Raw genomic sequence first — 14776 nt, 5'->3', positions numbered from 1 at the left:
ATTTTATCTTAATAAAAAAGTCTCGATTTCTTCGGGACTTTTTTTTTATAGACTAACCTTATCAAAGGTGTTCAGCTTATCAATATGAAGCAGGGTTTTATTATTACTCCGCGAAAACATCGGAACGAATTTGGCCCCGTAAACCACTTCAGAAAACGCATAGGATGTACGCTTAGCGACCGTAGTACTAAACATATCATCAAATACCTTGAGGAACACCAAAATCTCACCGTCAATATTTTCAAAATCTTCCCTGGTAAAATTATACAACGGACTGTTTTCTGTAATCGGGTGCACCAAGGTCCAACTGAGTGTTAAAGCATTGACTTTGGCCAATTCCAAATCCAAACTGTAAAACTTGTTGACCAGCTTCCCGTTTTCTTCCAATACCATCCCCAGTGTCATTTTGGCTTCCGCATCAGTAAGATTGGTGTTTTTATATGGGGTGAGCCGCAACATCAGGGCAGTACCTTTACCATAAGGAGCTATGAGCGCATTTTCCGAAAAACGAATAAAGGCTTTTGGTTTGCTGAATCTTCCGTAAAACAAACCGGTTGCAATAGCAAAACTCAACAAACCGAACAAAGCTTCTACCGCTGCTACAAAGCTGGTCAAAAATCCGCTCGGACTCACATGTCCGTATCCAACAGTTGTAAATGTTTGAATACTGAAAAAGAAAGCCTGTCCGAACTTATCCATTGCGGTTTGGGCCACAACTCCGTTGAGATTTTCAACTCCGATACCAAAATAAATGGTGGCAAAGATAAAATTGACCAAAAAATAAAATCCAATAATGATGACCATGAACTTCCAGCGCGGAATATTGAGCATGGTATGGTACCAGCTGATGCTGTCCAGCAGTCCGATACCGGTTGTTTTTACATTTCCGTTACCACTTTTGGTGATAAACCGTCCGCCATAACTGGTTGCATTGGTTCCAAAACCTGTATTGGCATCTGCCTTGGCTCTACTGTTTATTTTTTTGAGAAATTGCATCTGCATTTGGTGGTTTTAAATTGGTTTTTCCATGACAAAATCGTCCATCACGTATCCCTGCCCAATGTTGATTACTTCTTCATAAGCTATTGTAAAACCAATTTTCCGATAGAAATCCTGAGCCTTATTGTATTTGTTGACATTCAAAAATAAGGCTTCCTGATGTTGCAACCGGGCCTCTTTTTCAATGTAATCCATGAGCATTTTTCCTATTCCTTTTCCTTGGGTCGTTGTTAAAACATACAACTTATGAATCTTTGTTTTGACTGTTCCTTCACAATTCAATTCATAAGAGGCAAAACCAAGCACTTCCTCCTCTTCCTGAGCCAAAATAAAATGTTTCTGATTGGCGGCTTGCTGTTGCAACGAAGTAATACTGTACATCATTTCCATCATGTACTCCAATTGTGCCTTACTCAAAATAGCTCCGTAGGCTACCGGCCAAACTTCCTGAGCAATTTTTCGAACAGCAATAAACTGAGTGTCGGTATTGGGTGTAATCGAAATCATTTGCGTTGAAAAGCTTTTTCATATAAGGTAATCCAATCCTGAACCGTAATTTTTCGGGTCAGTTCCGCAATCAAGTCATACGGGATATCGTCTAATTTTTTGAAACGAATACATCCCTTACCCATATCTAATTTGTATTTCGCATGCTTCGGATACTCGGCTACAAACCAATCGAGCAACTCTTTACTGGCATAAATCCCCATATGGTGCAAAGCCAAAAAGTTTTTTTGCGATGCCAAACTCATAAAAGGCAGCGGCAGTTTCGGATCACAGTGGTATCCGTTGGGATAAATACTATGGGGTACCGAAAAACACAGCATACCATATCCCATCCCTTCTTTGAAACCTTCGGGCAAATTGGACAAAATCGTATCCCGCAATTGGTGCATCGCTTTTTTTCGGTCTTCGGGTAATTCGGCTAAGTAATTTTCGGGCGTTGAAGCTTTAGATTGCATAGTGTATATTATTTGTTCTTCAAAAGTAGAAATAATTTTATAGATTTACATGTCGAATTTTATTACAAGCTTATGTCCAAAAGTCCTTTAAGAGAAGATAAAACCTGTCTGAATTGCAGGCATGTGGTGCAGGAACGGTTTTGCCCTCACTGCGGTCAGGAAAATACCGATACCCGCAAAACCTTTCACCATCTTTTCATCCATTTTTTTGAAGACTTAACGCATTATGAAAATGCCTTTTGGAAAACGATTAAAAACCTGTATTTAAAACCGGCTTCCCTTACCAAAGAATACCTGTCAGGAAAACGTCTTTCCTATTTGGCTCCGGTACGACTGTACATTTTTATCAGTTTTGTCACCTTCTTTTTAATAACAACTGTACCAAATAAGGAAGAGGGGTTTATCAACGAGAAAGAAACAGTTGTTATGCCGGTAAAAGACAAAAACGGCATACTCAAAGACAGCCTTATCGCCAACAAAAAGAGGAGACTGGATGACCTCATGAAAGTCCAAGAGCAGCAACAAAAACAAAAGCATCTCACCAATGCCGAAACCAATGAAGGATTGCTGAATTTTGGTTATAAAAATGTGAGAGCTTTAGATTCCATTCAAAAGTATGGCTCGGCCAATGAAAAACTTGACGATTGGGAATACCGCCTTATTAAAAAGACACTGATTGTAAAAGCCAAATACTCCCGACGGGAATTAATGGAAAAATTCGTAGAGCAGCTATTGCATGACTTCCCCAAAGCCTTGTTCATTTACATGCCACTCTTTGCTTTTATGCTGTGGCTCTTTCACGGCAAAAAACGCTGGTATTATTTTGACCATGGCATTTTTACCCTGCATTATTTTTCGTTCTTACTGCTATCCTCTCTACTGCTCTTTTTCTTTACAAAGCTAATGAACTGTTTACCAGACAATAGCTTAACCACTGCTATTTCCTATATCGGTAATGGAGCTGTTTGGGGATGGATGCTGTATTATTTTTTTCCGGCGCACCATCGTTTTTACGGAGAAACCCGTTTTATATCTTTCTTAAAAAGTATTGCTTTGTTTACTATCAACAGTGTGCTTATGCTTGTATTACTTTTAGTTTTTATGTTTTACACCTTCATCAACTTACACTAATTATGAAGTCAAACAATATCAAAATAACAACGCTCTTACTGGTATCTTTACTAACCATTCATTGTGCGCCTCCAAAATCGAAACCCACAGTACAGCCGGTTGACATCAACAATTACATCGGAGCAATTTCACAGGAAAGTCTAAAAGCCAACTTAACGGTTATCGCTTCCGATGAAATGGAAGGACGAGATACCGGAAGCCCCGGACAGAAAAAAGCGGGACGCTACCTGATTGAGCAATATAAAAAATATGGCATCAGCTATCCTACAGGAGCAACAGATTATTACCAGCACATCCCGGCGGCCTATCTGAATGCCAAATACAATGAAAATTTGGCCGATTCTGAAAATATCTGGGCCTTTATTGAAGGAACAGATAAGAAGGATGAAATCGTGGTCATCTCTGCCCATTACGATCATGTAGGCATTAAAAAAGGAGAAGTTTATAACGGTGCTGATGACGACGGTTCAGGCACAGTAGCCATACTGGAAATTGCCAAAGCCTTCCAAAAAGCAAAAAACGAAGGACACGGGCCGAGACGCTCGATTCTCATTCTGCACATGACCGGAGAAGAACACGGCCTACACGGCTCACGCTTCTATTCGGAAAACCCGTTGTTCCCATTGAAAAATACTGTGGCTGATGTGAATATTGACATGATTGGACGACGCGACAATTTCCACAATGACAATAACAATTATGTATATGTCATTGGCTCCGATTATCTGTCAACCGATTTGTACACCATTTGTGAAAACGTAAATCAAAAGTACACTCACCTCACTCTGGATTACAAATACAACGACAAGAAAGACCCCAATCGCTTTTACTACCGTTCCGACCATTACAATTTCGGAAAAAACGGTATCCCTGCCGTATTTTTGTTTAACGGAACCCACGCTGATTACCACAAAGCAACAGACGAAGTCAGCAAAATAGAATTTGATGCCTTAACCAAACGAACCCAATACGGTTTTGCCATTGCCTGGGAGATTGCCAATCGGGAAAACAAATTAGTGGTTGATAAGAGTGATTAATAAAACAAAAAAAGCCTCCGGAAATGGAGGCTTTTGCTTTCTGGGTGAATGAGGGGTCTCGAACCCCCGACCTTCGGAACCACAATCCGACGCTCTAACCAACTGAGCTACAATCACCATTTGTTGTACAAGTGAAGCCGCAGCTTCATTTGCGAGTGCAAATATAATGCAAAAGTTATCTTTTGCAAAGATTTTTTTCTTTTTTTAAATCAAATCTCCTAAGCTCCTGACGGCCACGTATCTCTCTACCGTAAAGCCTTCGGCATATTCCACTCCTACTAATCTTCCAAAGTCCTGCGTACGGTAATGAATGCTGTCCAAAAAGTTTTTGGTAGCAATTGGAGTCATTGGTTCTTTGGAGTTTTCAGAATAAAACTGTGAGCCATAGGCCAAAATCGATTCCTTTTTCTTGTCAATGAATGCCGAAATATCTACCACAAAATCAGGTTCTATGTTTTTCCACTGCAAATAATGATATACCACTTTAGGTCTCCAGGCTTCTTGGGCTTCCCCATCCAAAGAAGTTTCAATGCGTCGTAATCCCGAAAGGAAACAGGCATCCGAAACCAGTTTGCTGCCCTTACCATGGTCAATGTGACGGTCGTCAATGGCATTACACAATACAATTTCCGGACGGTATTTACGCACCATTTGTATTACTTTCATTTGGTGTGCCTCATCATTTACAAAAAAACCATCGCGCATGTTCAGGTTTTCACGCACGCTGATGCCTAAAACTGCCGCTGCAAGTGCAGCTTCTGAATCGCGAATTTCCGCCGAACCTCGGGTTCCCAATTCTCCACGGGTCAAATCAATAATCCCTACTTTTTTGCCTAAAGAAATTTCTTTGGCAATGGTACCGCTGCAACCCAATTCCACATCATCGGGATGGGCGCCAAAGGCTAATATATCCAGTTTCATATTCTTCATTTTAAAGGTGCAAAAATACGCTTATTTACTGAATTATCTTTTTCATCGTCATCGATTTGTTGACGGTCTCAATATATTCAGCTCTGGGATTACTATCTTTGGTAATGCCGCCACCTACAAAGATTTCAGCCGTAGCTGATTTGATTTTCATGCAGCGTAAATTCACAAACAAATCGGATTGCTGTGTTCGGAATGAGGCCAAATCAATATTCAGTTCGCCTAAAAAACCGGAATAATATTCCCGCTTATATCCTTCGTTTTGCAGAATAAACTCTTTGGCCTTCTGTTTGGGCAAACCACACACAGCCGGAGTGGGATGCAGTGTTTCAATGATGTTTTTCAACAGTTTTTTTGACTTCAATTTAGCCGAAATATCCGTTTTTATGTGTACCAAATTGCCGGCTTTTACAGTATAAGGGCTGCTGATGGTAATTTCCTTTACCAAATCAGAAAGGCTTTCCATTATAAAATCGGTTACAAATTGCTGTTCCTCTTTTTCTTTGTTCTCCCAGACTACCGTATTGACATGTGCAGCAACTTGCGTACCGGCTAATGCCACCGTTTTAATATCGTTCCCGTTGATTTGCAAAAACTGTTCGGGTGTAGCGCCCAGCCAAAGTCCAATCTTAGGATGGTAAAAACAATATTTAAAGGCGGAAGGATAATTGGAAATCATTCTTTTAAAAATGAATTCAATATCAAAAAGAGTCATCTCAACTTCTTCCTTACGTGAAAGAACCACCTTGGAGAAGTTGCCTTGCTGTATTGCTTCTACCCCTTTCTCTACCAAAGTTTCAAAGAAATCATTGCCTACCAATACATCCTTTATTTTTTTCTCCTCTAAAACAAAATCCCGGAAATGTGTTTTTTCGACCAACACATCCGAAAATTCCACCGGAAGAAACGGAATCGTATCGGCTTCAAAAGGAGCAAAAACAAAACCTTTCTCTTCGAAGCTTTCCAGAAAATACAAATGGTCGTTCTTTTGAAACTGACCGACAACCCGATCCGAATCGGGTTTACAGAACAAAACAAAGGGTAAATCCTGTTCGCGGTGGGTTCTAACTTTTAGAAATAAATCAGTCATTTAACGTCGTGGTAAAACCATATTAGACATTTTACAAAGAGAAACGAGCTTATCATTCTCGTCGGTAATCCTGATTTCCCAAAGGTGGATACTTCTCCCCTGGTGAATAATTTTAGCCGTGCAATACACAAAACCTTCACGCTTACTCCTCAAATGGTTGGCTGAAATTTCAATTCCCCGTACTTCCTGTTTTTCGGGATTGATAAACATCAGCGAAGCCGCACTTCCCACACTCTCCGCCAACGCCACCGATGCACCACCGTGTAACAAGCCCATTGGCTGATGGACCCGGGGATTGACCGGCATTTTGGCTTTTAGAAAGTCTTCTCCCGCATCAATATATTCAATTTCCAAGGTTTCCATTAAGGTATTTTTACTCCAGTCGTTACAGAGTTGGAGCATTTTTTCTTTATCAAATGACATAGCTTTTTTTTTACTTCATACTGTTTGCCTGCTCTACAGGACGAAACTCGGATGTAAAAATAGCACTTATTTGGAAGTACTAAAAACAAAACAGCAGTCCTTACCCGAAATAGTGGATACTAAAACCAACTTTTTTACGTTATAGATAAAGATCATTTTCAAAACAACGTATTTCCAAATTTTCAAATTAATACCTACATTTACCACCCAAGACCTTTAGGTCGAACTGTACAACGTAAAAAATCATAACATCGATGCGAAATTTTATTATTCTTTTTCTGGTTGGTTTAGCCCTCACCGTAAGTTCTTGCCGTCAGGATTTTGTGTTTGTGAACAGTCAGAAAGGCGATTTGTCTTTTTCCAAAGACACAGTGTATCTGGATACCGTGTTTACCAATATAGGTTCCAGTACTTACACATTGAAAGTGTATAATAAAACCGATACCGATATTAAAATTCCAACGATACAATTGGGTAAAGGGGCTAACTCCAAATACCGTATGACTGTGGACGGTATGATGGGAGACAACAATCGTATTTTCCACGATGTGGAGCTTTTGGCCAAAGACAGTTTGTTTATTTTTATAGAAGTAACCAGCGATGTGGCCGATGCCAATCCAACCGATTTTTTATATACCGATCAAATTAAATTTGGGACCGAAACGGATTATCAAAAAGTGGAATTAGTTACCCTGATTCAGGATGCTTATTTCTTATTCCCTAAAAAATTTGACGATGGAACTACCGAAACACTGCCGATAGGCGACCAGAATATTTACGGTTTTTATCTGGATGAAAACGACCCCATAAACGGGAACGAATACGAATGGAATAATACCAAACCTTATGTCATATACGGTTATGCGGCTGTCCCCAACGGCAAGACGCTCAACATACATGCCGGAGCACGTATCCATTTTCACGCTGATTCCGGTTTGATTGTCGGCACCGGTGGTAGCTTGAGAATAAACGGAGCTCCTTCCACAACAGCGGCTTTGGAACACGAGGTAATTATTGAAGGTGATCGTTTGGAACCTGATTTCTCTGACGTCCCGGGACAATGGGGCACCATTTGGCTCACTGATGGCAGTACCAATAATAGCATTACCAACTGTACCATCAAAAACGCTACTGTAGGTTTGTTGATTGACCACAACGACGGCAATTATATGACCATTAATAACACCCAAATTTATAATGCGGCCAATATGGGAATTTATGCTAAAACCGCTATGATTAAAGGAGAAAACTTGGTTATTAACTCAGCCGGCCAGTTCAGTTTGGCTTGTACTTTAGGAGGTGCCTATGACTTCAGACAATGTACTTTTAATAACAATTGGTCGAGCTCCACACAATTAGCGGTATTAGTTGATAATTATTACAAGGATGATGCCGGTAATCCCGTTCCTTTTCCTCTGACACAGGCCGATTTTAAAAACTGTATTATTTCGGGATCCAACCAAATTGAGCTCCGCCTCAACAGAGATACCGGAGCTGCATTCAACACTTCGTTCTCAAAATGCTACATCAAGTTTAATTCGAATAGTTTCACTGATTTGACACAATATGCTTTCTTATATGATACAACCAGTGGGGAAATTATAAAAACCGGAAATTTAGATTATAAGGACATTTACAACAATAAATTAATGATTGGTGATGATTCGGTAGCCAAAGGGTTTGGAAATGATTTGGGAATCACCAAAGACATCATCAATGCCGACCGCACGGTTGACGGCAATGGCAAAGTCGATATCGGGGCTTACCAACATATTATTTTCCCACCGGCTAATTAATTTGAAAAGGGATTTTTGTTTTCGTTTTTTTAGCCTAAATTTGCAACTACAACAACAACTAAAAATAACACAATGATTCATTTCTTCGGAAACGAAAGTTCCACTGTTTTTGCCGTACAAGCGCAAAGCGAACTTTCGGCAGAAACCATCTCAAAATTAAACTGGCTTTTTGGCAACGCACATAAAATAGAAAAATCCGTCCTGACGGATTTTTTTATTGGTCCACGCGCCGCTATGATTACCCCTTGGAGTACTAATGCTGTAGAAATCACCCAAAACATGGGGATAGAAGGCATCGTCAGAATAGAGGAATTTCAGAAAGTTCCAGCTGACTTTACCGATTTTGACCCTATGCTTTCGCAAAAGTACACGGAGTTAAATCAAGATATTTACGCTATTCATATCCAACCCGAACCGATACTGGAAATCGAAGATATTGCCGCTTACAATCAACAGGAAGGTTTGGCACTCAGCGCAGAAGAAGTTGATTACTTGAATGGTGTGGCGCTGAAAATAGGCCGAAAACTTACCGATTCAGAAGTATTTGGTTTCTCCCAAGTCAACTCAGAACACTGCCGCCATAAAATCTTCAACGGTACGTTTGTGATTGATGGTGAAGAGAAACCTACTTCCCTATTCAAACTCATCAAAAAAACATCCGCCGAAAACCCAAACGATATCGTTTCGGCGTATAAAGATAATGTGGCCTTTATAAAAGGGCCTCGTGTGACGCAATTTGCCCCAAAAAGCGCCGACAAACCCGATTTTTACGAAACCCAAGAATTTGATTCGGTTATTTCACTAAAAGCCGAAACCCACAATTTCCCCACTACGGTAGAGCCTTTTAATGGTGCTGCAACCGGTTCGGGTGGTGAAATTCGAGATAGGCTGGCCGGCGGACAAGGTTCCTTGCCTCTGGCCGGAACTGCCGTTTACATGACGGCCTATTCCCGTCTGAATCAAAACAGAAACTGGGAAAAAGGGGTGGCCGAACGTAAATGGCTGTACCAAACGCCGATGGATATTTTAATCAAAGCCTCAAATGGGGCTTCCGATTTCGGAAACAAATTTGGCCAACCGCTAATCACCGGTTCAGTTCTTACCTTTGAACACCAAGAAGAATCAGAATTTGAGAATGAGCCCAATACTAATAGAAAGCTAGGTTACGACAAAGTCATCATGCAAGCCGGTGGAATCGGTTATGGCAAGCTTGACCAATCGATCAAAAAGAAACCGACAGCCGGAGATAAAATCGTTATCCTTGGTGGTGAAAATTATAGAATCGGAATGGGCGGTGCTGCAGTTTCTTCAGCCGACACCGGTGCTTTTGGTTCCGGAATAGAGCTAAACGCCATACAACGTTCCAACCCCGAAATGCAAAAAAGAGCTGCTAATGCCATTCGCGGTTTGGTGGAAAGTGATACTAATCCAATAGTTTCCATACACGACCACGGCGCAGGCGGGCATTTGAACTGTCTTTCCGAATTGGTAGAAGAAACCGGCGGTTTGATTGATTTAGACAAATTACCTGTGGGCGACCCTACCCTTTCGGCTAAGGAAATCATCGGTAACGAATCACAAGAACGAATGGGATTGGTCATCGGTCAAAATGATATTGACACCTTACAACGTATTGCAGACAGAGAGCGTTCTCCGATGTATCAAGTAGGAGATGTAACCGCCAACAAACGGTTTACTTTTGAAAGCCAAACTACCGGTGCTAAGCCTATGGATTTCGCTTTGGAAGATATGTTCGGCAGTTCGCCCAAAACCATTATGGCGGATAAAACCATTGATATAAATTATGCTGATTTAGAGTATTCCGCTATATACATACAAGACTATTTAAAAGACGTCTTAAAACTGGAAGCTGTAGCCTGCAAAGACTGGTTAACCAATAAAGTCGACCGTTGTGTGGGTGGAAGAGTCGCCAAGCAGCAATGCGTTGGTCCGCTACAATTACCGCTAAACAATGTGGGAGTTATGGCGTTGGATTATAATGGAAAAGAAGGTATTGCCACCTCTATAGGTCACGCGCCGATTTCCGCTTTAATCGACCCGAAAGCCGGTAGTCGAAATGCCATTGCCGAAGCCTTATCCAATATTGTTTTTGCACCGTTAAAAGACAATCTGAAAAGTGTTTCTTTATCAGCCAACTGGATGTGGCCTTGTAAAAATGAAGGCGAAGATGCGCGTTTGTACGAAGCCGTTCAGGCTTGTTCTGATTTTGCTATCGAATTAGGCATCAACATTCCGACCGGAAAAGATTCCCTTTCGATGAAGCAAAAATACCCGAATGAGGAAGTCATTGCTCCCGGAACGGTAATTATATCAGCAGCCGGAAATTGTTCCAATATTACTAAAGTGGTCGAACCGGTGCTGCAAAAAAATGGTGGTTCTATTTATTATATCAATTTGTCACAAGACGATTTCAAACTGGGCGGGAGCTCGTTTGCCCAAGTGTTGAACAAAATCGGAAATGACACACCAACCATTAAAGATGCCACTTTCTTTAAAAAAGCGTTCAATGCTGTTCAGGATTTAATCAAGAATCGTCAAATCCTGGCCGGACATGACATCGGAAGCGGTGGTTTGATTACTACCCTATTGGAGATGTGTTTTGCCGACAACCACTTGGGAGCAGAAATCAATTTTCATGCCTTGCCGGAAAAAGATTTAGTAAAGATTTTATTTGCGGAGAACATTGGACTGGTGCTTCAGGCAAAAGACGATGCAACATTTGAAAAAGCCTTAGCCGGTATTGAATATTTCAAAATTGGAAAAGTAGTCAATTCAGCAACAGTAAGCATTCAGGATGTAGTTCTGGATATCCCAACATTAAGAGACGACTGGTTTGAAACTTCGTTCTTATTAGATCAAAAACAAACCAAAAACGATAAAGCCCGAGAGCGTTTTAACAATTACAGCCATCAGGCATTACAGTATCAATTTCCTAACCATTTTACCGGTGTAAAACCAATTATCGACCATAGTCTACCGCGTCCGAAGGCAGCCATCATTCGTGAAAAGGGAAGTAATTCCGAACGTGAAATGGCCAACGCCATGTACTTGGCCGGTTTTGATGTCAAAGACGTACACATGACCGATTTGATTTCAGGTCGCGAAACCTTAGAAGACATCCAGTTCATCGGAGCCGTGGGTGGTTTCTCTAATTCAGATGTATTGGGTTCTGCTAAAGGTTGGGCCGGCGCTTTCAAATACAATGAAAAAGCCAACCAAGCCCTAAAGAATTTCTTCCTGAGAGAAGATACTTTGTCGGTCGGAATTTGCAACGGTTGTCAATTGTTCATGGAATTAGAAGTCATCAATCCGGAACACGAAGTGCATGGTAAAATGCATCACAACGACAGCCACAAACACGAAAGTATATTCACTTCGGTAACCGTTCAAGAAAATCATTCGGTCATGCTGAAAACCTTAGCCGGAGCCACACTTGGTGTATGGGTTTCGCATGGTGAAGGCAAGTTCAAATTGCCTTATGAAGAACATCACTATAACATCGTCGCCAAATATGCCTACGAAGGCTATCCGGCCAATCCAAATGGTTCTGATTACAATACCGCCATGCTTTGTGACAAAACCGGACGCCATTTAGTTATGATGCCGCACATTGAGCGTTCTACTTTTCCTTGGAACTGGGCACATTACCCGGACAGAGGACAAAAAGACGAAGTATCCCCATGGATAGAAGCCTTTGTCAATGCCCGGGAATGGATAGAAAACCAAGCAAAATAAGTAAGAAGCTCCTCTTTTGAGGAGTTTTTTATTGGTGAGCGTCTCGTCTCCCGTATCCCGTCCCTCACGCAAAGAAAAATTGTCCATTACAAAGCGTAAATCGTCCATTTTTTGACAAAACAAAACAGCCCAACTTTGTACCGTCAATAAGACATAACTTTAAAATACAAAAAAATGACACGTTTACAAGCTTTAAACCCGGAAACCACTACAGGAAAAACCAAAGAATTATTCAACGCTGTACAAAGCAAACTAGGTATTGTGCCTAACATGATGCGTACCATGGGAAATTCAGATGCCGTACTCGAAGGCTACCTGAATTTAAGCGGTGCTTTGTCCAAAGGAAAATTAAACAACCGCACTGGTGAGCTGATTGCTTTAGCTGTGGCAGAAAGCAACAACTGTTTGTATTGTACAGCAGCCCACACGTTTATCGGAGAAAATTTATTAAAAACTGACTTGTCCGTTTTAGAAGCGGCCCGTGCCGGTGAATCGGCAGACAGCAAAACAAAAGCCATTTTAAAATTGGCTAAAACCTTGGTCTCAAAAAATGGTCAGGTAAATGACGAAGATGTTACTACTGCTAAAAATGCCGGAATCACTGATGGAGAAATTGCCGAAGTGGTGGCTCACGTGGCATTGAATATTTTGACCAACTACTTCAACAATACGGCCAATACAGAAGTTGATTTTCCGGCTGTTGCAACTTTATAAGCCTTAGTAAAACCAATCAAGGGCAGTTACGAACGCTTCCTAACTGCCTTTTTTAGTACATTTGATTTATGGAACCACAAAGACATCCGCTTCCTCCGTTTACTATGGAGACGGCACTGCAAAAAGTACAAGCTGCCGAAGACGCTTGGAATACCAAAGACCCTGAAAAAGTAGCCCTAGCCTACACCGTCGATACCGAATGGCGCAACCGCACCGAATTTATCAATGGCCGCGAAGCCGTCAAACAATTCCTTACACAAAAATGGAAAAAAGAACTCGCGTACAAACTCAAAAAAGAACTTTGGGGATTTCGGGAAAATCGCATGGCGGTTCGTTTTGAATACGAATGGCATGATGCCGCCGGGCAATGGTACCGAAGTTACGGCAATGAACTCTGGGAATTTGATGCCAACGGCTATATGCAAAAACGGTATGCCAGCATCAACGATTTGGAAATAGAAGAAAAAGACAGAAGACTATGAGCTCCACGCAAGCCCTGACACTAACTAATCCTCAAAACGGAAACCTTGCCTTCAAGGTTTTCAGTTTTGAAGACAACAATCATTTTGACCATTTGCAGCGTAATAATTATTATTCTCTCATTTGGGTAACCAAAGGAACGGGAAAAATAAAAGCTGATTTTTCAGAGTATGACTTTGACGAAAATGTATTGTTGGCTTTTTCGCCTTATCAGCCTTTTATGATTTGCGCTGCCCAACCGCTTGAAGGAATAGCCATTCATTTTCATCCTGATTTTTATTGCATTCACATGCATCAAAAAGAAGTGTCCTGCAACGGGGTTTTGTTTAACAACATCTATCAGCCTCCCTACACTCATATCGATGAAACGGCCTCAGCAACCTTTGATTTAATCATAACCCAAATCAAAAACGAGATGCAACGCCACGAGCTGGCTCAGTACGAACTGTTGGTTTCCTATCTTAAAGTCATACTGATAACGGCTTCCCGACTTAAAACAGAGCAATTACAAGAGCAGACTTCCGCTATACCTAATACCAAAGAACCCATCATTTTGCAAAACCTGAAAGAAGCAATAGAAGAACATTTTAAAACCAAGCATTCTCCCAGCCATTATGCCGAACACTTGAATATTTCGGCTAAGGCTCTGGCCAAGCTGACCAAAACCCACTTCAACAAAACACTGACTGATTTAATTGCAGAGCGCATTATCATTGAGGCCAAAAGGGAATTATACCTGACCAACAAGGCCGTTAAAGAAATTGCTTATGAATTGGGCTATGATGACGAACATTACTTCAGTCGTTTTTTCAAAACCAATGCCGATGTTTCTCCGCAATTGTATCGGGAAACGGTAGGTTTCGCCAAACAAACCCCGCTTACCGGAATATAATTTATATTTTGGGCGTGCCCTCGTTCCAAAAAACGAGGCCGGACTGTCCGGGCTACACGCCTGCCGGCAGGCAGGGTAACCTCTCCCATCCCTCACGCAATTAACCTTAAAGAGCATGGCTGTTCCATAAAACCAACCTGCATCCAAACTTAGATTCACCCTAGCAAAACTAAAAGTCTTCCCTATTAATTTTTTCTCCTTTCCTGATGCGTAAATCAATTTACCGCGGTAAAACAGTTAAATTACCGCGGTAACTTTATTATTTCACCGCGGTAATTTAGACAACCGGTCCTGACGGGATTTCCATTCCATCTTGATCAAGCGGATAAAAAAAACCAACATTTTATTGAATTTGCTGATACGTCCCAAAACATTCCTTAAGTATGCCGCCAATGTGCTTCGGATTTGATAGTAGGAGGAGACCCGAGACCGAAGGTAGAACGGTATGGAGTACAGCGGAATAAAAGCCCGGTGGGCTTCAGGCCTTCCTGCCGGCTGGCAGGTACGCGAGCTTCAGCTCGCAAATAAACATAAACAAAAAACCCCTCATCGTTAGATGAAGGGTTTTA

13 protein-coding genes and 1 tRNA gene are annotated in these 14776 nt (G+C 41.3%); 7 read left to right on the top strand and 7 right to left on the bottom strand.

Annotation, left to right across the window (positions count from 1 at the left end):
* Positions 1-45: 45 nt before the first annotated feature.
* From ACSVH6_RS12205 to ACSVH6_RS12195, 3 genes are read right to left on the bottom strand one after another with little or no spacing between them, the layout of a single operon-like run.
* On the bottom strand, positions 46-996 hold the full coding sequence (locus ACSVH6_RS12205) for an ion channel (protein ID WP_438079093.1): 951 nt from the start codon (positions 994-996) through the stop codon (positions 46-48).
* A gap of 15 nt (positions 997-1011) precedes the next feature.
* Positions 1012-1506, bottom strand: a complete 495-nt coding sequence (locus ACSVH6_RS12200) for a GNAT family N-acetyltransferase (protein ID WP_438078886.1) — start codon at positions 1504-1506, stop codon at positions 1012-1014.
* A complete protein-coding gene (locus ACSVH6_RS12195; RefSeq protein ID WP_438078884.1) occupies positions 1503-1961 on the bottom strand; it encodes a DUF1801 domain-containing protein in 459 nt (152 codons plus the stop codon). The genes ACSVH6_RS12200 and ACSVH6_RS12195 overlap by 4 nt, the downstream gene beginning before the upstream one ends.
* Positions 1962-2033: 72 nt before the next feature.
* On the opposite strand from ACSVH6_RS12195, the gene ACSVH6_RS12190 reads away from it, so the two are divergent.
* Positions 2034-3092, top strand: a complete 1059-nt coding sequence (locus tag ACSVH6_RS12190; protein ID WP_438078882.1) for a DUF3667 domain-containing protein — start codon at positions 2034-2036, stop codon at positions 3090-3092.
* Between the two features lie 2 nt (positions 3093-3094).
* Positions 3095-4129, top strand: coding sequence for a M28 family peptidase (locus tag ACSVH6_RS12185; protein ID WP_438078880.1), 1035 nt, complete (start codon positions 3095-3097; stop codon positions 4127-4129).
* A 42-nt stretch (positions 4130-4171) separates the two neighbouring features.
* On the opposite strand, the gene ACSVH6_RS12180 is transcribed toward ACSVH6_RS12185, so the two are convergent.
* The 4 genes from ACSVH6_RS12180 to ACSVH6_RS12165 all read right to left on the bottom strand — a co-directional run bounded on the left by ACSVH6_RS12180 (position 4172) and on the right by ACSVH6_RS12165 (position 6569).
* Positions 4172-4247: transfer RNA gene (locus ACSVH6_RS12180), tRNA-His, on the bottom strand.
* 86 nt (positions 4248-4333) lie between these two features.
* Positions 4334-5050 carry a bacillithiol biosynthesis deacetylase BshB1 gene (bshB1, locus tag ACSVH6_RS12175; RefSeq protein WP_438078878.1) on the bottom strand — a complete coding sequence of 239 codons (717 nt, stop codon included), beginning with the start codon at positions 5048-5050 and terminating at the stop codon, positions 4334-4336.
* 34 nt (positions 5051-5084) lie between these two features.
* Positions 5085-6146, bottom strand: coding sequence for a chorismate-binding protein (locus ACSVH6_RS12170; RefSeq protein ID WP_438078876.1), 1062 nt, complete (start codon positions 6144-6146; stop codon positions 5085-5087).
* On the bottom strand, positions 6147-6569 hold the full coding sequence (locus ACSVH6_RS12165) for a PaaI family thioesterase (protein ID WP_438078874.1): 423 nt from the start codon (positions 6567-6569) through the stop codon (positions 6147-6149).
* A gap of 254 nt (positions 6570-6823) precedes the next feature.
* Between ACSVH6_RS12165 and ACSVH6_RS12160 the strand changes: the two genes are divergently transcribed.
* From ACSVH6_RS12160 to ACSVH6_RS12140, 5 genes are all read left to right on the top strand, one after another.
* On the top strand, positions 6824-8365 hold the full coding sequence (locus ACSVH6_RS12160; protein WP_438078872.1) for a hypothetical protein: 1542 nt from the start codon (positions 6824-6826) through the stop codon (positions 8363-8365).
* Positions 8366-8437: 72 nt separating this feature from the next.
* The gene (gene purL / locus ACSVH6_RS12155; protein WP_438078870.1) at positions 8438-12121 is read left to right on the top strand and encodes a phosphoribosylformylglycinamidine synthase; all 3684 of its coding nucleotides are present in this window, start codon (positions 8438-8440) and stop codon (positions 12119-12121) included.
* A gap of 174 nt (positions 12122-12295) precedes the next feature.
* On the top strand, positions 12296-12835 hold the full coding sequence (locus ACSVH6_RS12150; RefSeq protein ID WP_438078868.1) for a carboxymuconolactone decarboxylase family protein: 540 nt from the start codon (positions 12296-12298) through the stop codon (positions 12833-12835).
* 68 nt (positions 12836-12903) lie between these two features.
* Positions 12904-13317 (top strand): DUF1348 family protein, encoded by a 414-nt coding sequence (locus tag ACSVH6_RS12145; protein WP_438078866.1) that lies wholly within the window; start codon positions 12904-12906, stop codon positions 13315-13317.
* Positions 13314-14207: a helix-turn-helix domain-containing protein gene (locus tag ACSVH6_RS12140; protein WP_438078864.1), complete on the top strand. Its 894-nt coding sequence runs from the start codon at positions 13314-13316 to the stop codon at positions 14205-14207. The genes ACSVH6_RS12145 and ACSVH6_RS12140 overlap by 4 nt, the downstream gene beginning before the upstream one ends.
* Positions 14208-14776: the final 569 nt, after the last annotated feature.

This window comes from Flavobacterium sp. XGLA_31 (assembly GCF_051547105.1).
In the GTDB taxonomy this organism is placed as follows: domain Bacteria; phylum Bacteroidota; class Bacteroidia; order Flavobacteriales; family Flavobacteriaceae; genus Flavobacterium.
This window is presented reverse-complemented; position numbering and strand designations above follow the sequence as displayed.

What these genes read in the sequence shown, in the direction of transcription:
- ACSVH6_RS12185 (WP_438078880.1), top strand. Translation starts at nt 3,095, where the DNA reads ATGAAGTCAAACAATATCAAAATAACAACGCTCTTACTGGTATCTTTA.
- ACSVH6_RS12190 (WP_438078882.1), top strand. Translation starts at nt 2,034, where the DNA reads ATGTCCAAAAGTCCTTTAAGAGAAGATAAAACCTGTCTGAATTGCAGG.
- ACSVH6_RS12150 (WP_438078868.1), top strand. Translation starts at nt 12,296, where the DNA reads ATGACACGTTTACAAGCTTTAAACCCGGAAACCACTACAGGAAAAACC.
- ACSVH6_RS12170 (WP_438078876.1), bottom strand. Translation starts at nt 6,146, where the DNA reads ATGACTGATTTATTTCTAAAAGTTAGAACCCACCGCGAACAGGATTTA.
- ACSVH6_RS12200 (WP_438078886.1), bottom strand. Translation starts at nt 1,506, where the DNA reads ATGATTTCGATTACACCCAATACCGACACTCAGTTTATTGCTGTTCGA.
- purL (WP_438078870.1), top strand. Translation starts at nt 8,438, where the DNA reads ATGATTCATTTCTTCGGAAACGAAAGTTCCACTGTTTTTGCCGTACAA.
- ACSVH6_RS12145 (WP_438078866.1), top strand. Translation starts at nt 12,904, where the DNA reads ATGGAACCACAAAGACATCCGCTTCCTCCGTTTACTATGGAGACGGCA.
- ACSVH6_RS12165 (WP_438078874.1), bottom strand. Translation starts at nt 6,569, where the DNA reads ATGTCATTTGATAAAGAAAAAATGCTCCAACTCTGTAACGACTGGAGT.
- ACSVH6_RS12205 (WP_438079093.1), bottom strand. Translation starts at nt 996, where the DNA reads ATGCAATTTCTCAAAAAAATAAACAGTAGAGCCAAGGCAGATGCCAAT.
- bshB1 (WP_438078878.1), bottom strand. Translation starts at nt 5,050, where the DNA reads ATGAAACTGGATATATTAGCCTTTGGCGCCCATCCCGATGATGTGGAA.
- ACSVH6_RS12195 (WP_438078884.1), bottom strand. Translation starts at nt 1,961, where the DNA reads ATGCAATCTAAAGCTTCAACGCCCGAAAATTACTTAGCCGAATTACCC.
- ACSVH6_RS12140 (WP_438078864.1), top strand. Translation starts at nt 13,314, where the DNA reads ATGAGCTCCACGCAAGCCCTGACACTAACTAATCCTCAAAACGGAAAC.
- ACSVH6_RS12160 (WP_438078872.1), top strand. Translation starts at nt 6,824, where the DNA reads ATGCGAAATTTTATTATTCTTTTTCTGGTTGGTTTAGCCCTCACCGTA.